We start from the raw sequence: 20,894 nt of genomic DNA on the forward strand, positions 1-20,894 counted from the left end.
GTATTGTGTTGTTCAAATTGATGACGAATGGCTGGAGTGGTTTCTACTTTCAGTGCTGTGTACTAAGCCTGGTATTCCTGACGGTTAGCTGGTTGTTGAGTGGTGAATGGTTAGCAGGAAAGAGTAAGGCTGAACCTTCACGTTCAACCTTACTCTCATTTACACGTTACGCTTTTTTAAAGCGGGCAAAGAGATGTTCCACTACAACGAAAAAGACCGGAACGAAGTAAATTGCCAGCACTGTTGCGGCAAACATCCCGCCCATCACGCCGGTACCTACCGCGTTTTGCGCGCCAGAACCGGCACCATGACTGATAACCAGCGGCAGCACGCCGAGAATAAAGGCCAGAGAGGTCATCAGGATTGGGCGTAAACGCATCCGCGCCGCTTCGATGATTGCCTCTATCGGCGTTTTCCCTTCTTTCTGCATCATCTCAACGGCAAATTCGACAATCAGGATGGCGTTTTTGGCGGAAAGCCCGATGGTGGTCAGCAAACCAACCTGGAAGTAGACGTCATTACTTAAGCCGCGCAGATCGGTGGCCAGTAATGCGCCAACGACGCCTAACGGAACAACCAACATCACCGAGAACGGAATTGACCAGCTCTCATAGAGTGCGGCGAGGGCGAGGAACACCACGACCAGTGAAATCGCATACAGCGCAGGAGCCTGATTTGAGGATAACGCTTCCTGATACGATAGTCCGGTCCATGAGTAGCCGACGCCTGCCGGAAGTTTAGCGACCAGGTCTGCCATAAATTTCATGGCGTCACCGGTACTTTTCCCGGCCGCCGCTTCACCTAAAATCTCCATTGACGGGATGCCGTTGTAGCGTTCCAGTCGCGGTGAACCATAGGTCCATTCGGTAGACGAGTAGGCAGAAAGCGGTGCCATCGTGCCAGAGGCGTTGCGTACATACCATTGGTTGATGTTATCCGGCAACATACGGAACGGCGTGCCTGCCTGGACATACACTTTTTTCACCCGCCCCTGGTTGAGGAAGTCGTTCACGTAGCTGCTGCCGAAGGCGGTGGAAATTGTCTGGTTGATATCAGACAGCGCCACGCCCATCGCTTCAGCTTTCGCAGCGTTGACGTTCACTTTGAACATCGGCGTATCTTCCAGGCCGTTCGGGCGTACCCCGGTGACCTGATTCGGTGATTGCGCTGCCAGTGATAACAGCTCGTTTCGCGCCTGGGTTAGTTTTTCGTGCCCCAGGTTACCGTTGTCCAGCAGTTCCATATCAAAACCTGACGCGGTACCCAGTTCAGCCACCGCGGGTAAGTTGAACGGGAAGACGACGGCTTTATTGATACTGCTTAACGCAATCATTGCCCGCTGAATGATCGCGGTAACCGAGTTTTCCTCACCGACACGTTCAGACCACGGCTTGAGACTGATAAACGCCAGGCCGTTGTTTTGCCCCTGACCGCTGAAGCCAAAGCCGCCAACGGTAAACACCGACTGGACATTATCTTTCTCTTTAGTCAGATAATAATCCGTCACCTGTTGCAGCACTTTCGTGGTGTTAACCATGGTGGCACCGGAAGGTAACTGCGCGGTGGTCATAAATACCCCCTGATCCTCTTCTGGTAAGAAAGAGGTCGGCGTGCGCAGGAACAGCACCGCCATCCCGGCGCAAATCAGCAGGTAGACCACCATGTAACGACCGGTACAACGCAACAGCGAGCGGGTGCTATCGGTATAGTGTTGAGTTGATTTTTCAAACAGCGTGTTGAAGCGTGCGAACAGGGCGTTAGGTTTGTGACCGCCTTCCGGCGCGGCTTTCAGAATGGTGGCGCACAGGGCAGGGGTCAGGCTCATTGCCACAAATACTGAAAGCAGCATGGAGGAGATCAGCGTGATGGAGAACTGGCGGTAGATCTCCCCGGTTGCACCGCTCATAAAGGCCATCGGCATAAACACTGCGGAAAGAACAACGGCAATACCGACCAGCGCACGTTGGATCTGCCCCATCGATTTATGCGTCGCTTCCTTCGGCGGTAGCTTATCTTCCGCAATGACACGCTCGACGTTCTCCACCACCACGATGGCGTCATCCACCAGTAACCCTATCGCCAGCACCATCCCGAACATAGTCAACGTGTTGATGGTGAAACCGACCGCCGACAAGATCGCAAACGTCCCGAGAATAACCACCGGTACGGCAATCGTCGGGATGATTGTGGCACGGAAATTCTGCAAAAACAGATACATGACCAGGAAGACTAGGATGATAGCCTCAACCAGTGTTTTGAAAACTTCCTGAATAGAAATTTCGATAAACGGCGTGGTGTCGTAAGGATAAACCGTCTTCAGACTTGCCGGGAAATAGGCTGATAAGCGGTTCAGTTCCTCTTTGACTGCCCGCGAGGTATCCAGGGCGTTTGCTCCGGCAGCCAGTTTGATGGCGATCCCGGCAGCAGGTTTGCCGTTATAGCGCGCCACGGTGGAATAATCTTCCGCCCCAAGTTCGACGCGAGCGACATCACGCAGCAGCACTTGCGAACCATCTTGCTGAACTTTCAACAGGATTTTGCCAAATTCTTCCGGCGTTTGCAGACGCGTCTGCACAATGATCGAGGCGTTTAGCTGCTGGTCTGCCGCCTGTGGCATGCCACCCAGTTGACCACCGGAAATCTGGTTGTTTTGCACCTTAATCTGGGAAATAACATCGGAAGGTACCAGGTTATATTTATTGAGTTTTTGCGGGTCCAGCCAGATACGCATGGCATACTCGGAACCAAAGAGTTGTACGCTACCAACGCCCGCGGTACGGCTTAGCGGGTCTTTGATATTAGACGCTACATAGTCCGCGATATCGTACTGGTTGAGGCTGCCGTTATCAGAAATAAACGCCGCTACCATCAGGATATTACTGCTCGACTTATCGACGCTAATCCCCTGCTGCTGCACTGCTTCAGGTAATGAAGGCATAGCGAGTTGCAGTTTATTTTGCACTTGAACCTGTGCGATATCAGGAGATGTCCCAGTCTCGAAGGTCAGAGTGATAGAGGCATTGCCCGCCGCATCACTGGTTGAAGACATGTACATCAGGCCATCAAGCCCATTCATATTTTGCTCAATCACCTGAGTGACCGAGTCTTCTACCGTTTGCGCATCGGCACCTGGATAGGTAGCGCTGACGGTAATGGTCGGTGGCGCAATCTGCGGATACTGCGCAACCGGTAAGTTCATGATCGCCAGACCACCTGCAAGCATCATAATAATGGCAAGTACCCAGGCAAAAACCGGGCGATCAATAAAATAGTTAGCCATGAAAGTCCCCTTAAGCCTGCAACGTTATTGTTTCGATTCGGTGCTGGCGTTTTCCTGGCTGGAGGAAATTGCTCGTGCTTTGATACCCGGACGAATGCGTTGCAAACCGGAAACGATCACCCGATCGCCAGCCTGCAAGCCAGAGGTGACGACCCACTGGTCGCCGATGGCTTTGCTGGCTTCAATTTCGCGTAGCTGCACGACATCGTCTTTATCCAGAATGAGCGCCGTTGCTTTACCCTGGGCGTTGTGGGTGACGCCTTCCTGCGGCACCAGTAATACATTCTGGCGGCTACCTTCATCCACTAATGCCGTGACGTACATGCCAGGCAGCAAGTCACCATTTGGGTTGGGGAAAATCGCCCGTAACGTCACGGAGCCCGTGGTTTCATCCACTGTCGGGTCGGAGAATTTCAGCGTGCCGGTCTGGCTGTAGCGTTTACCATTTTCCAGATTGAGCTGTACTGGCGTACTGCCCTGAACCTGTTTGATTTGCCCACTGGCGACCTCTTCTTTCATGCGTAAGAAATCTTGCACCGACTGCGTGAGATCGACATAAATCGGGTCCAGACGTTGTACGGTAACCAGCGAATCTGCCTGATTAGCGGTAACGAGTGCGCCGACGGTCACCGACGATTTCCCGCTGACGCCCGTAATCGGCGAGGTGACATTCGCGTATTGCAGATTGATCGTCGCCTGTTCAACAGCCGCTTTGGCGACGGTGACATTGGCTTCTGCTTCATTCAACTGGGTGCGCGCGGTGTCGTAATCCTGACGGCTAACGTAGTTGGTCTTCAGCAACGATGCCTGGCGGTTAAAGGTGATGCGGGCATTGCTGGCGGTAGAGAGCGCTTTCGCCAGCGAGCCTTTGGCGGAGTTTAGCTCGGCCTGTAAAGGTGCAGGATCAATCTGATACAGCGAATCGCCCTGGTTCACTTTATCGCCTTCGATAAAGTTGCGTTTAATGATAATACCGCCCACCTGGGGACGTATCTCGGCAACTTCATAAGGAACGGTTCTACCGGGCAATTCGCTCAACACATTGACCGAACCGGGGGAGAGTGTGACGACACCGACCTCAGGCGTCATGGCGGCGGCGTTTTCCGCCGATTTGTCATCGCAGGCGGTGAGCATCGCGCCGTAGAATAACAACGGTATTAACAGCTTTCTTCTTCTGTTCATTTTAGTCCCTGAAAATTCTTGAGAAATAACGGTTCTTTAAATTGCGCGCGAGGAGAGATATGAGGGATTTACAGACCAGCGGCATAGTGGGGTTGTCAGCCAGTAAGGTGGGATACAGGCACAGTGATCGACATGGTGAGGTCAACGACAAAAAAAATGTTGCCGTTCTGCCAACAGTTCCTGCCAGCATTCGGGCAACGAAGGGTTCTACTGGTGGATACACATACCAGGGGAATAAAGTCGTTTTAGCCTCTCCTTTAGTAATCACCGGGGGTAATGAAATCAGCATCTGCATCCCTCGTCATGCCAGCCATCAATTTCAGTTGCTTATGTCCTGACTAAAAATAAGATGTGATACCCAGGGTGACGATGTCGCTCATACGTCTTAGTTTCAGCTTGTACATAATGTTGAATTTCTGAATCTTTAATGTTTGTTGCGAAATATTGAGCGTCGACGTGATATTGCTTTCATTTTTATTTTTCAGAATCAGTTGCATAATTTTAAACTGATTATGTGAAAAACATAATTGTGAATTCTTATGGGGCAAGTGTTTACCATAAGTAATCTCAAGAAGATTTTTGATACTTTCTTTGCGGCTAACAAAATAAATAGGCGCTTTAGCTTTTAGTTTACTGATGTGATAAGGTGCCAAAACAATAATTCTCTCGGCATCTAATTTCTCCAGAAATTTAATCGCTTCTTCATCAAGGATATGATTGTGATAGGTATCAATGATAACCTTGAAGGGTTTATTGCCTACTTTTTTGATCTCTGACAGGGAATTGATTTTTATCATTTCGTGATTATCTTTCAACTGCCAAAAGCCCTGTAAAAGAAAAGAATCTTTCGTCATGAGAAAAATCATAACTTGCTCCTTAGCCGTTATCGTTTCGAACATGTCATCCTTTTCATTATTTACATCCTTGTCCGAATCGTTGTTCAATATAGTAAACGCCTATAAGAACTTTACCCTTCGTGAACTAATACGTCTATTAACACTAATCAATACTTCAGATTTATCCATCACGCACTCCATATATTGATCCTAAGTAAGATTCCTGGTTGTTATCAGCTTGTAAATAGCAAACAAAAAGTTAACGTTTGCGGATTACTGCCCAAGAATAAGTTATCAATAACCAGTTTGTGATCTCTGAAGAATATTACTAAAGTTAAAATGTAATCCGATTTAAATATCGAGTCTCCTTGTTTCGACTTAAGCTGGCAATTGGATTGCCAGCTTTCTTTTAACGCATTGAAATTACCTGAGTAAATAACGCATTCATGTCTTCAGGTTTTTATATAGCGTCTGGAGACACGGATATTTATGCAATGTAATCAACGCCAGTTGCAAAAAAATGAACCCGGATTACTTATTTAACCGCCCATAGCATCAACGCTTACGGAACTCTTTGTTCACTTTCCCACAGCACTTTTAAAACATTAAACCTGACTACGGAAAATATCAGCCATGATAATGTTTGAAATGGCTAATTTGCCATGGAGTGAAAAAAATTAGATGAAATTCAGTAGGTTGAAATAATCACTAGCAGGTTATTATTTCAATGATAGTGCGCAATTGATCTACAACACTGCGTAGCGGAGAGAGTATTAATCGGATCATAGTCACATAAAGTGACTATGATCCGGGTGACAACCGGGGTAATTATTGCTGCTTAACGAACAAACTGGCGAAGCTGAACAGGCTGGCGGCGCTAAATATCAGTTCAATTCCCACCAGTGTGGAAACCAGCGTTACAGACACCATCGGCGTTGCACCAAGGAATATCCAGGCAATGACGATATCCAGCACACCAATAACGAGCTGTAGCCAGCTGCCTTTCATTGAACGCTGACGATACCAACTCATCAGGCGAATAACCCCTGCAACACAGAACAAACCGGCAATAAATGCCGCAATGGCAAAAATGCCCAGCTCCGGTGCGCGGATGAAGAAATAGCCGATCAATAAATAGGCGACTGCGACGAGGAAACCGGATAATACCGGCCAGAAATTATGACTGCGGTTGCTGAATAACCCGACAATAAGCGCAATACCCGAGCAGATTAATAATGCACCCACTACTGTGCTTAAAATATCGCCAGAGACGAACGGGAAACTGATACACAGCAACCCGACGATAAACAGCAGCACGGCAATAAACTGGATTGCTCTGCGATGTTTTTTAAGCATCTCCAGATCAAACTTCAAAATTGTTGCCTTATCTATATATAACATAGAACCACCCTATAAAATTAAGAAGAAAATCCCCTGCTATCAATCTATGCCAAAAACGCGTCTAAGAATGCAGTCGATTTAATAAAAATTTCCTAATTGCAGTATCTGATGCATCTGTAACTCATTGTATTGAAATAAAAATATCTGATTTTGATATTTTCCATCAACATGACATATACAGAAAACCAGGTTATAACCTCAGTGTCGAAATTGATTCGTGACGGCTCTTTCACTTTATAGTTGAGGATATTACGATGAAAAAAGTATTAGGCGTTATTCTTGGTGGTCTGCTTCTTCTGCCAGTTGTGAGCAATGCAGCGGATGCGCAAAAAGCAGCTGATAACAAAAAACCGGTCAACTCCTGGACCTGTGAAGATTTCCTGGCTGTGGACGAATCCTTCCAGCCAACTGCAGTTGGTTTTGCTGAAGCGCTGAACAACAAAGATAAACCAGAAGATGCGGTTTTAGATGTTCAGGGTATTGCAACCGTAACCCCAGCTATCGTTCAGGCTTGTACTCAGGATAAACAAGCCAACTTTAAAGATAAAGTTAAAGGCGAATGGGACAAAATTAAGAAAGATATGTAATTCCGGGAATGCGTTACATCGTACTTCCTTGCATATTGAACAGGCCGGAATATCTTCTTTAAAAGCAGCTATTCCTCCTGTTCATATATAATCTCTATATTGAATGGGTTACAAAATGAATATTTCATCTCTCCGTAAAGCGTTTATTTTTATGGGCGCTGTAGCGGCTTTGTCACTGGTGAACGCACAATCTGCGCTGGCAGCCAATGAATCCGCTAAAGATATGACCTGCCAGGAATTTATTGATCTGAATCCAAAAGCAATGACCCCGGTTGCATGGTGGATGCTGCATGAAGAAACAGTATATAAAGGTGGCGATACCGTTACTTTAAATGAAACCGATCTCACTCAAATTCCTAAAGTGATCGAATACTGTAAGAAAAACCCGCAGAAAAATTTGTATACCTTCAAAAATCAAGCATCTAATGACTTGCCGAATTAATGAGGTACAAGTAAAAAGGAGTAGCAAGTTGAGCCATCTTGCTGCTCCTTTTTGCATTTTTATATGACAGCAGAATTTATTATACGTCTTATACTCGCGGCAATTGCCTGTGGCGCTATTGGCATGGAAAGGCAAATGCGCGGCAAAGGAGCAGGGTTACGCACACATGTATTAATTGGCATGGGAAGCGCCCTGTTTATGATTGTTTCGAAATATGGTTTTGCTGATGTGCTGTCTTTAGATCACGTCGGACTCGACCCCAGCCGTATTGCTGCTCAGGTGGTGACGGGCGTCGGGTTTATCGGTGCAGGTAACATTCTCGTTCGTAACCAAAATATTGTAGGTCTGACGACGGCAGCGGATATCTGGGTGACCGCCGCCATAGGTATGGTTATTGGCAGCGGTATGTACGAACTGGGTATTTATGGTTCAGTGATGACCTTGTTGGTGCTGGAAGTCTTCCATCAATTAACCTTCCGCCTGATGAACAAAAATTACCATTTACAGCTGACATTAGTGAACGGTAATACGGTATCAATGCTCGACTGGTTTAAGCAGCAAAAAATAAAAACTGATTTAGTTTCGTTGCAGGAAAATGAAGATCATGAAGTGGTCGCCATTGATATCCAGCTTCATGCCACAACGTCGATAGAAGACCTGTTGCGATTATTAAAAGGTATGGCAGGGGTGAAAGGCGTTTCAATTAGCTAATCTGTGTGGCAGCGTAGCCAGACTCACCGTAAACCTGAAATTCACACCAGATAATCAATATGCTGATGGCGTACCAGCTCATTGATCCGCTTAAGATTGAGGATCATCATGATATTGTGTTTATGGCAGTAGAACGTTTTTAGCGATATTTTCAGTTTCTCCAGAATATCTTCCGTTGTCATTTGATTCGCAATGCAGCTCAGAACCTGATGTTGCTTGCGCGAAAGTGACACAGCCGCTTCAGGCACAGAGCAGTAACTGCCATTGATGAGTGCGACAAAATCAATGATAGTGATAGTCCGCGGAACAAAGGTCACCGGCACTTTCCCCAGGCAGCGTTTAATATTAAAGGGGGAGAAAATAATGACATGGACAGGTTTTAATCGTTCAATTTGAGTGAGAAAATTAGAATGAAATACATTATTCATTAATGTATCAATAATGACGAAGGCATTCTGATGCAACATTACGTCGATCTCTTCTTCGTTCTGTATATGAACGACATTACCTTTACTCAGAATGTTTTTCATCGCGGTGAAGAACATCGTATCCCTGGTAATTATAAGAAACATAACCGACTCCTGGTGCGGACATTAACTTTATAATCAGTTTGCCAAAGGTAATTAACAGGACAGGGCTTATAATAATAATAGTTAGCTTACTGTGTATTAATTTGATGTAATGCATGATGCAGATGCTGAGAAAGCATCTGCATCTTTCGGTGGTGTTATTTGACCAGCTCAGGTGTTACCTGACTCACCGCATTGGTGTAGTAAGGCGCACCCCAGCCCGGTTCCGGCCAGAATGCACCATAGCCGTAATCCCACAGGTTATAGGTGGTATTAACCACTTCTCTCAAATGCCACACCTGGATGCCCTGCATATTCACTTCCAGGAAGTTATACGGGACTTTATTGATAAAGCCAGGTTGTTCACCCTGAATGGTGCCGAGGATGGTAACAAAGTGATTACGATAGTTCACTGGATCAAGGAAGCCGCTTTGTCTGGCGAGCAGTCGGCCCTGATAGTTGGCTTCAATATCAGGCTTCGCATAGCTATCCAACGGTAATACAGCGATTTCTAACAACGTATCCGTTTTGCCATTGATAACGTTGATAACCTTCCCACCAAAGCGCGCTTGTTGACCAACATATAACCCCGGCTGGTTATGAACAGCAACAAAACTTTTTTGAATATCAGGTTGGTTATTGCCTTTGATATTTTGCGGAATTGAACTACATGCGGCAAGCAAAAATGAAAGGCTGAGGATGAGTGCACCTTTTGTCATGTTCATGTTACTATCCTTATCAACAAATATTAAAACCATAATAGATATTTCTTTATAGTTTTCATCTGATTCTGAGGTGATATGCCTGATAGTAACGTAAACCTGTCTGATGTTTATATCCTTTCTGTTTAGGTGAACTCAGTTAATTTTGGGGCGTGACATGAATATCCATCACCCCATAATATAGTGCATTGTTTTAAAAGTACATAAAATCTATTTTTATTCAATGATTATAAAGTGCTAATAATCAATATTATGGTATTATATTCTGGTAATGATTTGATAAGCGAATTCTTTTACCAGATGGTATTTCTATTTCCACCCCATAATTTATATCTTTTTCATTAGGCAGTGGCCTCTTTAAATAAGGTGTGTGTGACATTTTTTTTGGGTTAAGCGTCTCGTATTGAAATACTTCGAATTGATATTCAGACATTTCTGCCCATGTTTGAATTTTATTGTATCGGGAGAGTGTCGTAAAGGCTTTAACTTGCTTATAACATTGTTTTTGGAATTCTTGCTGATATTTTAATATGTCATTGTATGAAAGATTGGTTATCCTGGCCTCTAAAAATTTAATTATTGTCGAAGCAATTTCCGCTTTTGCTCGTAAAAGGTTGTCATTAATGGTTAATAATGTTGAAAATAAACCTTCGATTTGTTTGTCAAGATATTGTCCATCTTTATATAATTTGGGGGTAGGGTGTTCTTTATGTAAAAAAATAGTGTCACCTAAATTTGCGTCAGTGAAATTTATATTAAGTAGATCTTCGAAATAAAACCTTGACAAGGTTAGAACGAACCCGGACAGGTTCTGTCCTGTCATATTGAAATCAATAAAGTTGGTTCCGGCAAAGACTTTCATCCTGTTTTTATTTTCACTGTGCTCAATATATAACTTCGTCATTTTTTGATACAGGCTTTGGGTGATGCTGCCAACTTACTGATTTAGTGTATGATGGTGTTTTTGAGGTGCTCCAGTGGCTTCTGTTTCTATCAGCTGTCCCTCCTGTTCAGCTACTGACGGGGTGGTGCGTAACGGCAAAAGCACCGCCGGACATCAGCGCTATCTCTGCTCTCACTGCCGTAAAACATGGCAACTGCAGTTCACTTACACCGCTTCTCAACCCGGTACGCACCAGAAAATCATTGATATGGCCATGAATGGCGTTGGATGCCGGGCAACAGCCCGCATTATGGGCGTTGGCCTCAACACGATTTTACGTCACTTAAAAAACTCAGGCCGCAGTCGGTAACCTCGCGCATACAGCCGGGCAGTGACGTCATCGTCTGCGCGGAAATGGACGAACAGTGGGGCTATGTCGGGGCTAAATCGCGCCAGCGCTGGCTGTTTTACGCGTATGACAGGCTCCGGAAGACGGTTGTTGCGCACGTATTCGGTGAACGCACTATGGCGACGCTGGGGCGTCTTATGAGCCTGCTGTCACCCTTTGACGTGGTGATATGGATGACGGATGGCTGGCCGCTGTATGAATCCCGCCTGAAGGGAAAGCTGCACGTAATCAGCAAGCGATATACGCAGCGAATTGAGCGGCATAACCTGAATCTGAGGCAGCACCTGGCACGGCTGGGACGGAAGTCGCTGTCGTTCTCAAAATCGGTGGAGCTGCATGACAAAGTCATCGGGCATTATCTGAACATAAAACACTATCAATAAGTTGGAGTCATTACCGTCAGCTCGTTGTTCAGCAATAAAATTAGTATCTGAAAACATGGTTTGGACACTGAATGTTATGGGTATTCCCTCTTCTACGCTAATTTTAGTTATGATTGCCTTGTCGGGTTTAGGATTAGCGACAACAATGATTCGACATTCAGCACTTTTGTTTTTTTCATATCTAATGTTATTAATCTGATTAAGTATTGATTGTGTCTGTTGCGTAAGTTGTGTCGAACTTATCGTTTCAATGTTAGTAATAAGACTTACAAGTTGAGCCACAACTTTTGAGTAGTCTGCATTTGTATATGTAGTGTTCGTGTGGCACGCATTAATTTGTTGAAGTTGGTGTTGCGCTAAATCATATTGATCAGAGATATATCCTTCTCCAGAGAATGTGGAATTAATGGGTTGTTGTTCTTCCCAATTATCGCAAGGCCACTTCGGTGTGTCTGGCGTTTTAGCATTATCGGTATTTGTTGTGCAGTTATAAATATCGCCGTGATATGTATTTATTATACCTGGGGTAAAGTCAATTGACATAAAATTCCTTATTCATCATTTGTTTTATGCTAAGATGTTTAAATTGGATAATTAGAACAGGAATGGATTTTCTTCTACACACAATAAATGTAATGCGTTATATCTTCCTGATATAATTACCTTTGATTTCCCTTTTATCTCCACCCGGTAATATTTGTGTGTAAAAAAAGGGTAGTGATAGTATCGTAAAGGAAATCGTTAACAACTATCAAAATGCGCTCATTTTAAAAAGTTATTATGTTCTCTGATAGTGTGTGAAGTGATTTTTTTTGTGATGTTTTAGATGTGTAATAATAAAATGGGTTAAGGTATCTTATAATTATTTAATAATTTGTTGTGTAAACCACTGATAAATCATAATCCAGTACGTCTTTAAACTACTGCGCTGTATCGCTGATAACTAAGCAGCTCACTGATACACCATGCTGGACGCGATAATTGGAATCTCACGCAGGGAGTACTGTGTAAATAGCAAAATCGCCTGATGCGCTACGCCTGTCAGGCCTACAAATAACATACTATTCATCGAATTTTCATAACTTTGTAGGTCGGATAAGACGCGCCAGCGTCGCATCCGACATAAATAAAGCGCACTTTTCTAACAACCTGTGGGGGGGATATCGCCGCTTTATTTCAGGCGCTTACCCGCTTCATCAACCACTTTCTCGCCATCTTCCTTGGAGAATGCGCCTTTTTGCGCATCTGGCAGAATTTCCAGCACCACTTCTGAAGGGCGGCACAGGCGAGTTCCCAGCGGCGTCACCACAATCGGGCGATTAATCAGAATCGGGTGCTGAAGCATAAAGTCGATTAACCGATCGTCAGTAAATTTATCTTCCGCAAGGCCCAGCTCCTCATACGGTTCGACGTTTTTACGCAGCAGCGCGCGTACGGAAATCCCCATATCGGCAATGAGTTTGACCAGTTCATCGCGCGTTGGCGGAGTTTCCAGATAATGGATAATGGTCGGTTCTGTGCCGCTGTTGCGGATCATCTCCAGCGTATTACGCGACGTGCCGCAGGCCGGGTTGTGATAAATGGTAATGTTGCTCATATCAGTATCTCATTACAAAGTGAAAGAGAGACGTAGCGCCAGCGCAGCCAGCGTCACAAACAGCACAGGCAGGGTCATGATAATCCCTGTACGGAAGTAATATCCCCAGCTGATAGTCATATTCTTCTGCGAAAGTACGTGCAGCCAGAGTAGCGTAGCCAGGCTACCAATTGGGGTAATTTTCGGTCCCAAATCGCAGCCAATCACATTGGCATAAACCATCGCTTCTTTGATAACGCCAGATGCCGTGCTGCCATCAATGGACAACGCGCCAACCAGTACCGTCGGCATATTGTTCATAATAGAAGAGAGGAAGGCGGTGAGGAATCCGGTGCCGAGCGTCGCGGCCCACAGGCCGTTATCCGCCAGCACGTTGAGTACGCCAGAAAGATATTCCGTTAATCCGGCATTGCGCAGGCCATAAACCACCAGATACATGCCGAGCGAGAAGATGACAATCTGCCAGGGGGCACCGCGCAGGACTTTACCCGTATTAATCGCATGACCGCGTTTAGCGACGACAAATAATATCAGCGCGCCCACAGCTGCAATGGCGCTCACCGGAATGCCGAGCGGTTCCAGGACGAAAAATCCCACCAGCAGAAGCAGTAAAACAACCCAGCCAGTTTTGAACGTAGCAGGATCTTTGATCGCTTCTGCGGGAGATTTCAGCAGCGCCATATCGTAGTTCTGCGGAATATCTTTGCGAAAATAGAGATGTAGCATCACCAGCGTGGCAACAATCGCGGCGATATCCACCGGCACCATCACCGAGGCGTATTCGCGAAAGCCGAGGCCAAAGAAATCAGCGGAAACGATATTCACCAGGTTGGAGACAATAAGTGGCAGGCTGGCGGTATCGGCAATGAATCCGGCCGCCATCACGAACGCCAGCGTAGTGCCTTTACTGAACCCTAAAGCCAGCAGCATGGCGATGACAATCGGTGTCAAAATAAGCGCCGCGCCATCATTGGCAAACAGGGCGGCAACGGCAGCACCGAGCAGGACAATCCAGGTAAACAGCAAGCGACCACGACCATTACCCCAGCGTGAGACGTGCAGCGCCGCCCATTCAAAAAAGCCGGACTCATCCAGCAGCAGGCTGATGATAATGACGGCGATAAACGCAGCCGTCGCGTTCCAGACGATATTCCACACCACCGGAATATCACCCGGATGGACCACGCCCGTAACTAACGCCAGTACTGCGCCGAGCGTTGCACTCCAGCCGATGCCTAAACCTTTCGGCTGCCAGATAACCAATACGATGGTCAGGACAAAGATAGCGCCTGCCAGTAACATAATGCCTCCCGGATAAAACACATCTGAAAATTCATATGTGTTTAGCTAAATTTTTAACTGCAAATGTTCTTACTGTCCCCGGAACAGTTTTGTCGAGCCAGGTTGCGGACAATTGCCTGAATCTTTTCCTGTTCACATCGCCAGGCCTCATCAATAATTTTCGCCGCCCATGCTGGAATATGCGGTGATAAGCGGTAATGAACCCACTTACCTTGCTTGCGGTCCAGCAATAGCCCGCTTTCACGCAGCAATGCCAGGTGGCGGGAGATCTTGGGCTGCGACTGGTCGAGAGCAGTGCAGAGATCGCAGACGCATAACTCTCCCAGTTCGCTGAGCAGTAAAACGATGCCCAGACGGGTTTCATCAGCAAGAATTTTGAACAATTGGATGGGTAACAGAAATGACATATTGCGCTCCTGATTGTTGCAGGTAGTGTCTCTCTTCGAAGCGGATAAGTCAAAAACATATATGACTTAACGAATGTGTAAGTGCAGAGGAAGGTAATAGGTGTGAATTTTGAGTTGGCTATTCATTTGAAAGGAGGTCTGAATCAGGACGTAAAAAAACCGACTTTGCGTCGGTTTTTTACTTTCCAGCCCTGAGTTGGTGGCTCTGGCTGGAGTGAGAGAGTTCTTATCTAACAGCTCAATACTATTAGCCAGTGGCTAACATTGCAAGAATTAGCGATTTCTTCAGCTGGCGGAGGGAGCACTTCGGTATATATCGCAGTGACGATTTATATACTTTCACTAGGTCATCGTCATATTAAGCCTTGTCCGAATCCGGATGTAAAAAAACCGACTTTGCGTCGGTTTTTTACTTTCCAGCCCTGAGTTGGTGGCTCTGACTGGAGTGAGATAGCCATCATCTAACGCATCAATGCTAATACCATACTGAAACTATTGCAAGGACGTGCTGGTTTTATAACCTGCATGTACTGTATGATTATCCAGTTAGCTCTGAGGCATTTTCACTCTGGCAATGCGCATAAACGCTTTCAAAGTCCTGGTCAGAAGTACGGGTGGTGCCGTTAACTGATGCTCTGGCCGGAGTGAGAGAGTTCTTATCTAACAATGAGACATGCGCCGTGACAGGCAGTGGATGAGTAAGCGGATGCATTCTCACTCCATCGCATGGAGAAAACGGGTGATTGATAAAGCAATCATCGTTCTAGGGGCGTTAATTGCGCTGCTGGAACTGATCCGCTTTCTGCTTCAGCTTCTGAACTGATAGCGGAAACGTAATTAAGGGCTAAGAGCACACTACTCTTAGCCCTTTAACATTTAACGCATTGTCACGAACTCTTCTGCCGCCGTTGGGTGAATGGCGACGGTATTGTCGAAGTCTTTTTTGGTTGCCCCCATCTTCAGCGCCACCGCGAAGCCCTGCAACATTTCGTCCATACCAAAGCCAATGCCGTGAATACCGACAATCTTCTCTTCCGATCCAACGCACACCAGCTTCATGCGGCACGGCTGGCGGTGAGTGGTGACGGCGGTATACATCGCGGTGAAAGAGGATTTATACACTTTCACCTGATCGTCGCCATACTGCTCGCGCGCCTGCGGTTCCGTTAAACCAACAGTACCAATCGGCGGATGGCTGAAGACCACGGTCGGAATGTTGCTGTAATCCAGATGCTCATCCGGCTTGTTATTAAACAGGCGTTCAGAGAGACGGCGACCCGCTGCAACTGCCACCGGTGTCAGCTCCACTGCACCCGTGTTATCGCCCACCGCGTAAATACCTTCAATGTTGGTGTTTTGATATTTATCGACGACGATATAGCCTTTTTCGTTGGTTTTAACGCCAGCGGCTTCGAGGTTGATGTTGTCATTGGCAGGCTCGCGACCAATCGCCCAAATCAGGCAATCCACCGTTTCACTGCGACCATCTTCCAGCTCCAGCGTCAGGCTACCATCGGCATTTTTCACTACCGCTTTCGGGATGGCGTTGGTGTGCAGCTGCGGGCCTTCGGCGTTCATCACTTCGACCAGCGTTTCGGAAATCATCGGGTCGAAGCTGCGTAGCGGCGCATGTTTACGCACAAACAGATGCGTTTTCGTGCCGAGGCCGTTAATCACGCCCGCCAGCTCAACGGCGATGTAACCCGCGCCAACAACCGCCACGCGCTCTGGCAAAGCAGGAAGGGCGAAGAAGCCATCAGAATCAATACCGTATTCCACGCCCGGAATATCCGGGTGGCTCGGACGACCGCCTGTGGCGATCAGAATATGATCGGCCGTGATGGTTTCGCCGTTTACCTCCAGCGTTTTGGCATCAACGAAGCGGGCAAAGCCTTTGATTACATCAACGTTATTTTTACCGAGCACGTTTTCATAGGAAGTATGAATACGGTCGATATAGGCGGTACGGCTGGCGATCAACGTTTCCCAGTTGAACTTGTTGATGGTGGTATCGAAACCATAATCAGGGCCGTACATATGGATCGCTTCACGGATTTGCGCCGCGTGCCACATCACTTTTTTCGGCACGCAGCCGACGTTCACGCAGGTGCCGCCCAGCTCTTTGGCTTCAATCAGTGCGCATTTCTGGCCGTACATAGCCGCGCGGTTGATGGAGGCTATACCGCCGCTGCCGCCGCCGATGGCGATGTAATCATAGTGTTTAGTCATGACAGAGTGTCCTTATCGTTGATTACCGCGATTGTAGCGCGAGACGTAATAGGTGCCAGCAATGGCTGCAATTACTCCGGCACGATCCAGCTTACGGTGGCGTGCCCGGTGCCTGCCGGAACCAGTTTGCTGTGCAGCCACGGCAGCACGTTATTCATCTGCTGTTCCAGTTTCCACGGCGGGTTAATCACAATCATGCCGGAAGCGGTCATGCCACGGCGATCGCTGTCTGGCAGTACCGCCAGTTCAATTTGCAGAATTTTGCGAATACCGGTCGCTTCCAGATCGTGGATCATGCGCTTAATTTGCTGACGCAGCACCACCGGATACCACAGTGCGTAAGTACCAGTGGCGAAACGTTTGTAACCTTCTGCTATCCCGCTGACCACCGCCTGATAGTCGGTTTTCATTTCATACGGCGGGTCGATAAGGATTAAACCACGGCGGGAAACCGGCGGCAGTTTGGCCTTAAGCTGCTGGAAACCATCGGCTTTTTCGACGCGCGCACGGCTGTCTTTCTGAAATTCAGAACGCAGCAACGGGTAATCGCTCGGATGCAGTTCGGTCAGTTGCAGGCTGTCTTGTTCGCGCAGTAGCTGGCGAGCAATCAATGGCGAACCGGGGTAGTAACGCAACTGACCGCTACGGTTGAAGTGTTTTACCACATTGATGTACGCCTCCAGTTCTGCGGGCAAATCGTCCTGCTGCCAGATACGGGCGATGCCTTCGAGATATTCGCCGGTACGCTCGGCATGTTCGCTGCCTAACTGATAACGCCCGGCCCCTGCGTGGGTGTCGAGATAGAGAAACGGTTTATCTTTCTCTTTCAGCGACTCGATGATCAGGCTCTGAACGGTATGTTTAAGGACGTCGGCGTGGTTGCCAGCGTGAAAGCTGTGGCGATAACTGAGCATGGGTAAAGGTGTTCCGGTAAGTAAAAATCGGCCCGTATTCGGGGCGCACAAAAGCGTATCAGGACAGTATACCGAAAAGAGGCCGCCGCCGCGAAAGCGTAACGTTTCTCATTGAAATTCACTACACTTAACCCCATGCTACACACATTATGTAAAGCGCCTGTTGAGCGCTTCCTTAACCTCTTTAACCAGGACTGCGCGAATGACGAATCCGTTACTGACTCCCTTTGAATTGCCTCCGTTTTCTAAAATTCTCCCGGAACATGTCGTTCCAGCCGTGACTAAGGCGCTGAACGACTGCCGCGAAAATGTGGAGCGCGTAGTAGCGCAAGGAGCACCGTACACCTGGGAAAATCTCTGCCAGCCGTTGGCGGAAGTGGACGATGTGCTGGGGCGTATCTTCTCCCCGGTCAGCCACCTGAACTCGGTGAAAAATAGCCCGGAACTGCGTGAAGCGTACGAACAAACCCTGCCGCTGCTGTCGGAATACAGCACCTGGGTAGGGCAACATGAAGGGCTGTATAAAGCGTATCGCGACCTGCGCGATGGCGATCATTACGCCACGCTGAACACGGCTCAGAAAAAAGCGGTTGATAACGCACTGCGCGACTTCGAACTCTCTGGCATCGGTCTGCCAATAGAGAAACAACAACGCTACGGTGAGATTGCCACTCGTCTTTCCGAGCTGGGCAACCAGTACAGCAACAACGTCCTCGATGCGACAATGGGCTGGACCAAACTCGTTACCGACGAAGCGGAACTGGCGGGGATGCCAGAAAGCGCGCTGGCTGCGGCAAAAGCCCAGGCTGAAGCGAAAGAACTTGAAGGCTACCTGCTGACGCTGGATATCCCAAGCTACCTGCCGGTAATGACCTACTGCGACAACCAGGCTCTGCGTGAAGAGATGTATCGCGCTTACAGCACCCGCGCCTCCGATCAAGGCCCGAACGCCGGTAAGTGGGACAACAGCAAGGTGATGGAAGAGATCCTCGCGCTGCGTCACGAACTGGCGCAACTGCTGGGCTTTGAAAACTACGCCTTCAAATCACTTGCCACTAAAATGGCAGAAAACCCGCAGCAGGTGCTGGATTTCTTAACCGATCTGGCAAAACGCGCGCGTCCACAAGGCGAAAAAGAGCTGGCGCAATTGCGTGCCTTTGCCAAAGCCGAATTTGGCGTCGATGAGTTGCAGCCGTGGGATATCGCTTACTACAGCGAAAAACAAAAACAGCACCTCTACAGCATCAGTGACGAACAGCTGCGTCCGTACTTCCCGGAAAACAAAGCGGTTAACGGCCTGTTTGAAGTGGTTAAGCGTATTTACGGCATCACCGCTAAAGAGCGTAAAGATGTTGATGTCTGGCATCCGGATGTACGTTTCTTCGAACTGTATGACGAAAATAACGAACTGCGCGGTAGCTTCTACCTCGATCTGTATGCCCGTGAAAACAAGCGCGGCGGGGCGTGGATGGATGACTGCGTAGGCCAGATGCGTAAAGCTGATGGTTCTTTGCAAAAACCGGTCGCGTATTTGACTTGTAACTTCAACCGCCCGGTAAATGGTAAACCGGCGCTGTTCACTCACGACGAAGTGATCACCCTCTTCCACGAGTTCGGTCACGGCCTGCACCATATGCTGACCCGCATCGAAACCGCTGGTGTTTCCGGTATCAGCGGTGTGCCGTGGGATGCGGTCGAACTGCCGAGTCAGTTTATGGAAAACTGGTGCTGGGAGCCGGAGGCGCTGGCGTTTATCTCTGGTCACTATGAAACCGGCGAACCGCTGCCGAAAGAGTTGCTGGATAAAATGCTGGCGGCGAAGAACTACCAGGCGGCGCTGTTTATTCTGCGTCAGCTGGAGTTCGGCCTGTTTGATTTCCGCCTTCATGCCGAGTTCCGCCCGGATCAGGGGGCAAAAATCCTCGAAACTCTGGCAGAAATCAAGAAACTGGTTGCCGTGGTGCCATCTCCGTCCTGGGGCCGTTTCCCGCACGCTTTCAGCCATATTTTCGCCGGTGGTTATGCCGCAGGTTACTACAGCTACCTGTGGGCTGACGTACTGGCGGCAGATGCTTTCTCGCGCTTTGAGGAAGAGGGCATTTTCAACCGTGAAACCGGGCAGTCGTTCCTCGACAACATTCTGAGCCGTGGCGGTTCAGAAGAGCCGATGGATCTGTTCAAACGCTTCCGTGGTCGTGAACCGCAGCTGGATGCGATGCTGGAGCATTACGGCATTAAGGGCTGATCATTCAGTGAAAATCTGCTTAATTGATGAAACAGGCACCGGAGACGGTGCCTTATCTGTTCTGGCGGCCCGCTGGGGGCTGGAGCACGATGAAGACAACCTGATGGCGCTGGTGTTAACGCCGGAACATCTGGAATTGCGCAAGCGTGATGAGCCAAAACTTGGCGGCATCTTTGTTGATTTTGTTGGCGGAGCGATGGCGCACCGACGCAAATTCGGCGGTGGTCGCGGTGAGGCGGTGGCGAAAGCGGTGGGCATTAAAGGCGATTATTTGCCGGATGTGGTGGATGCCACTGCAGGACTTGGGCGCGATGCCTTTGTACTGGCTTCAGTCGGCTGCCGCGTGCGGATGCTGGAGCGTAATCCAGTGGTTGCCGCGCTACTCGACGACGGCCTGGCGCGTGGTTATGCGGATGCGGAAATCGGCGGCTGGTTGCAGGAGCGGTTGCAGTTAATTCACGCCTCCAGCCTGACGGCGCTGACTGATATTACCCCGCGCCCGCAGGTGGTTTATCTCGACCCGATGTTCCCGCATAAGCAGAAAAGCGCGCTAGTGAAAAAAGAGATGCGTGTCTTTCAGTCGCTGGTGGGACCGGATCTTGATGCCGATGGATTACTGGAGCCTGCACGCTTGCTGGCGACCAAACGCGTGGTGGTAAAGCGCCCGGACTACGCGCCACCGCTGGCGAATGTCGCCACGCCAAACGCGGTAGTCACTAAAGGGCATCGCTTTGATATCTATGCAGGTACGCCAGTGTAAAACTAAAACAGGGTAGCGATAACGCTACCCTGCTT

19 protein-coding genes and 2 pseudogenes are annotated in these 20,894 nt (G+C 48.1%); 8 read left to right on the forward strand and 13 right to left on the reverse strand.

Translation table 11 applies throughout. The features are described 5' to 3' along the window. Window positions 1–166 precede the first annotated feature (166 nt). Together mdtF and mdtE are read right to left on the reverse strand one after the other, a co-directional pair. Complete coding sequence (gene mdtF / locus ACU8XX_RS01020; RefSeq protein WP_000024872.1) at window positions 167–3,280, reverse strand: multidrug efflux pump RND permease MdtF; 3,114 nt, start codon at window positions 3,278–3,280, stop codon at window positions 167–169. A gap of 24 nt (window positions 3,281–3,304) precedes the next feature. Further along, window positions 3,305–4,462, reverse strand: coding sequence for a multidrug transporter subunit MdtE (mdtE, locus tag ACU8XX_RS01025; RefSeq protein ID WP_016241688.1), 1,158 nt, complete (start codon window positions 4,460–4,462; stop codon window positions 3,305–3,307). Between the two features lie 59 nt (window positions 4,463–4,521). Here mdtE and ACU8XX_RS01030 point away from each other — a divergent pair, with 59 nt between their 5' ends. Further along, window positions 4,522–4,800 (forward strand): hypothetical protein, encoded by a 279-nt coding sequence (locus ACU8XX_RS01030; RefSeq protein ID WP_001205329.1) that lies wholly within the window; start codon window positions 4,522–4,524, stop codon window positions 4,798–4,800. Here ACU8XX_RS01030 and gadE read toward each other — a convergent pair whose 3' ends face one another. After that, on the reverse strand, window positions 4,801–5,328 hold the full coding sequence (gene gadE, locus ACU8XX_RS01035; protein ID WP_000576690.1) for an acid resistance transcriptional activator GadE: 528 nt from the start codon (window positions 5,326–5,328) through the stop codon (window positions 4,801–4,803). Between the two features lie 798 nt (window positions 5,329–6,126). Beyond that, complete coding sequence (gene hdeD, locus ACU8XX_RS01040) at window positions 6,127–6,699, reverse strand: acid-resistance protein HdeD (RefSeq protein ID WP_000965672.1); 573 nt, start codon at window positions 6,697–6,699, stop codon at window positions 6,127–6,129. Between the two features lie 254 nt (window positions 6,700–6,953). On the opposite strand from hdeD, the gene hdeA reads away from it, so the two are divergent. The 3 genes from hdeA (at window position 6,954) to ACU8XX_RS01055 (ending at window position 8,439) form a co-directional block, all read left to right on the forward strand. Beyond that, complete coding sequence (gene hdeA, locus ACU8XX_RS01045; RefSeq protein ID WP_000756550.1) at window positions 6,954–7,286, forward strand: acid-activated periplasmic chaperone HdeA; 333 nt, start codon at window positions 6,954–6,956, stop codon at window positions 7,284–7,286. A 115-nt stretch (window positions 7,287–7,401) separates the two neighbouring features. Continuing rightward, window positions 7,402–7,728, forward strand: a complete 327-nt coding sequence (hdeB, locus tag ACU8XX_RS01050; RefSeq protein WP_001298717.1) for an acid-activated periplasmic chaperone HdeB — start codon at window positions 7,402–7,404, stop codon at window positions 7,726–7,728. A 63-nt stretch (window positions 7,729–7,791) separates the two neighbouring features. Further along, a complete protein-coding gene (locus ACU8XX_RS01055; RefSeq protein WP_001296814.1) occupies window positions 7,792–8,439 on the forward strand; it encodes an MgtC/SapB family protein in 648 nt (215 codons plus the stop codon). Between the two features lie 41 nt (window positions 8,440–8,480). Here ACU8XX_RS01055 and ACU8XX_RS01060 read toward each other — a convergent pair whose 3' ends face one another. From ACU8XX_RS01060 to ACU8XX_RS01070, 3 genes and pseudogenes are all read right to left on the reverse strand, one after another. After that, window positions 8,481–9,011, reverse strand: coding sequence for a helix-turn-helix transcriptional regulator (locus ACU8XX_RS01060; protein ID WP_000478619.1), 531 nt, complete (start codon window positions 9,009–9,011; stop codon window positions 8,481–8,483). Between the two features lie 155 nt (window positions 9,012–9,166). Beyond that, window positions 9,167–9,733: an outer membrane lipoprotein Slp gene (slp, locus tag ACU8XX_RS01065; protein ID WP_001057453.1), complete on the reverse strand. Its 567-nt coding sequence runs from the start codon at window positions 9,731–9,733 to the stop codon at window positions 9,167–9,169. A 354-nt stretch (window positions 9,734–10,087) separates the two neighbouring features. Continuing rightward, window positions 10,088–10,652 (reverse strand): annotated as a pseudogene (locus tag ACU8XX_RS01070) (hypothetical protein); the annotation flags it as partial. Between the two features lie 55 nt (window positions 10,653–10,707). Here ACU8XX_RS01070 and ACU8XX_RS01075 point away from each other — a divergent pair. After that, window positions 10,708–11,405, forward strand: a protein-coding gene (locus ACU8XX_RS01075; RefSeq protein WP_103215986.1) for an IS1-like element IS1A family transposase whose coding sequence is annotated in 2 segments (ribosomal slippage) — window positions 10,708–10,957 and window positions 10,957–11,405 — 699 coding nt in all. Because the reading frame shifts where the segments join, the coding sequence is not laid out codon by codon here. A 15-nt stretch (window positions 11,406–11,420) separates the two neighbouring features. On the opposite strand, the pseudogene ACU8XX_RS01080 reads toward ACU8XX_RS01075, so the two are convergent. The 4 genes and pseudogenes from ACU8XX_RS01080 to arsR all read right to left on the reverse strand — a co-directional run. Continuing rightward, a pseudogene (locus ACU8XX_RS01080) lies at window positions 11,421–11,948 on the reverse strand (hypothetical protein); the annotation flags it as partial. Between the two features lie 628 nt (window positions 11,949–12,576). Continuing rightward, entirely contained in the window at window positions 12,577–13,002 is a 426-nt protein-coding gene (gene arsC / locus ACU8XX_RS01085) for a glutaredoxin-dependent arsenate reductase (protein ID WP_000065769.1), read from the reverse strand. Window positions 13,003–13,014: 12 nt separating this feature from the next. Further along, window positions 13,015–14,304 (reverse strand): arsenite/antimonite:H(+) antiporter ArsB, encoded by a 1,290-nt coding sequence (gene arsB, locus ACU8XX_RS01090; protein ID WP_000922639.1) that lies wholly within the window; start codon window positions 14,302–14,304, stop codon window positions 13,015–13,017. 53 nt (window positions 14,305–14,357) lie between these two features. Further along, window positions 14,358–14,711 (reverse strand): As(III)-sensing metalloregulatory transcriptional repressor ArsR, encoded by a 354-nt coding sequence (arsR, locus tag ACU8XX_RS01095; RefSeq protein WP_000008955.1) that lies wholly within the window; start codon window positions 14,709–14,711, stop codon window positions 14,358–14,360. 739 nt (window positions 14,712–15,450) lie between these two features. Between arsR and dinQ the strand changes: the two genes are divergently transcribed. After that, window positions 15,451–15,534: a damage-inducible type I toxin DinQ gene (dinQ, locus tag ACU8XX_RS01100; RefSeq protein ID WP_001295215.1), complete on the forward strand. Its 84-nt coding sequence runs from the start codon at window positions 15,451–15,453 to the stop codon at window positions 15,532–15,534. Between the two features lie 53 nt (window positions 15,535–15,587). On the opposite strand, the gene gorA is transcribed toward dinQ, so the two are convergent. Next, complete coding sequence (gorA, locus tag ACU8XX_RS01105; RefSeq protein WP_016241686.1) at window positions 15,588–16,940, reverse strand: glutathione-disulfide reductase; 1,353 nt, start codon at window positions 16,938–16,940, stop codon at window positions 15,588–15,590. Window positions 16,941–17,011: 71 nt separating this feature from the next. Further along, a complete protein-coding gene (rlmJ, locus tag ACU8XX_RS01110) occupies window positions 17,012–17,854 on the reverse strand; it encodes a 23S rRNA (adenine(2030)-N(6))-methyltransferase (protein WP_000954225.1) in 843 nt (280 codons plus the stop codon). Window positions 17,855–18,056: 202 nt separating this feature from the next. Between rlmJ and prlC the strand changes: the two genes are divergently transcribed. Further along, window positions 18,057–20,099 (forward strand): oligopeptidase A, encoded by a 2,043-nt coding sequence (prlC, locus tag ACU8XX_RS01115; RefSeq protein WP_001295214.1) that lies wholly within the window; start codon window positions 18,057–18,059, stop codon window positions 20,097–20,099. Between the two features lie 7 nt (window positions 20,100–20,106). Beyond that, a complete protein-coding gene (gene rsmJ, locus ACU8XX_RS01120; RefSeq protein WP_000686620.1) occupies window positions 20,107–20,859 on the forward strand; it encodes a 16S rRNA (guanine(1516)-N(2))-methyltransferase RsmJ in 753 nt (250 codons plus the stop codon). Window positions 20,860–20,894 lie beyond the last annotated feature (35 nt).

The organism is Escherichia sp. MAL-1, assembly GCF_052948035.1.

Excerpts from the sequence above, each read along its gene's own strand:
- mdtF (WP_000024872.1), bottom strand. The coding sequence starts at position 3,280 with ATGGCTAACTATTTTATTGATCGCCCGGTTTTTGCCTGGGTACTTGCC.
- mdtE (WP_016241688.1), bottom strand. The coding sequence starts at position 4,462 with ATGAACAGAAGAAGAAAGCTGTTAATACCGTTGTTATTCTACGGCGCG.
- ACU8XX_RS01030 (WP_001205329.1), top strand. The coding sequence starts at position 4,522 with ATGAGGGATTTACAGACCAGCGGCATAGTGGGGTTGTCAGCCAGTAAG.
- gadE (WP_000576690.1), bottom strand. The coding sequence starts at position 5,328 with ATGATTTTTCTCATGACGAAAGATTCTTTTCTTTTACAGGGCTTTTGG.
- hdeD (WP_000965672.1), bottom strand. The coding sequence starts at position 6,699 with ATGTTATATATAGATAAGGCAACAATTTTGAAGTTTGATCTGGAGATG.
- hdeA (WP_000756550.1), top strand. The coding sequence starts at position 6,954 with ATGAAAAAAGTATTAGGCGTTATTCTTGGTGGTCTGCTTCTTCTGCCA.
- hdeB (WP_001298717.1), top strand. The coding sequence starts at position 7,402 with ATGAATATTTCATCTCTCCGTAAAGCGTTTATTTTTATGGGCGCTGTA.
- ACU8XX_RS01055 (WP_001296814.1), top strand. The coding sequence starts at position 7,792 with ATGACAGCAGAATTTATTATACGTCTTATACTCGCGGCAATTGCCTGT.
- ACU8XX_RS01060 (WP_000478619.1), bottom strand. The coding sequence starts at position 9,011 with ATGTTTCTTATAATTACCAGGGATACGATGTTCTTCACCGCGATGAAA.
- slp (WP_001057453.1), bottom strand. The coding sequence starts at position 9,733 with ATGAACATGACAAAAGGTGCACTCATCCTCAGCCTTTCATTTTTGCTT.
- arsC (WP_000065769.1), bottom strand. The coding sequence starts at position 13,002 with ATGAGCAACATTACCATTTATCACAACCCGGCCTGCGGCACGTCGCGT.
- arsB (WP_000922639.1), bottom strand. The coding sequence starts at position 14,304 with ATGTTACTGGCAGGCGCTATCTTTGTCCTGACCATCGTATTGGTTATC.
- arsR (WP_000008955.1), bottom strand. The coding sequence starts at position 14,711 with ATGTCATTTCTGTTACCCATCCAATTGTTCAAAATTCTTGCTGATGAA.
- gorA (WP_016241686.1), bottom strand. The coding sequence starts at position 16,940 with ATGACTAAACACTATGATTACATCGCCATCGGCGGCGGCAGCGGCGGT.
- rlmJ (WP_000954225.1), bottom strand. The coding sequence starts at position 17,854 with ATGCTCAGTTATCGCCACAGCTTTCACGCTGGCAACCACGCCGACGTC.
- prlC (WP_001295214.1), top strand. The coding sequence starts at position 18,057 with ATGACGAATCCGTTACTGACTCCCTTTGAATTGCCTCCGTTTTCTAAA.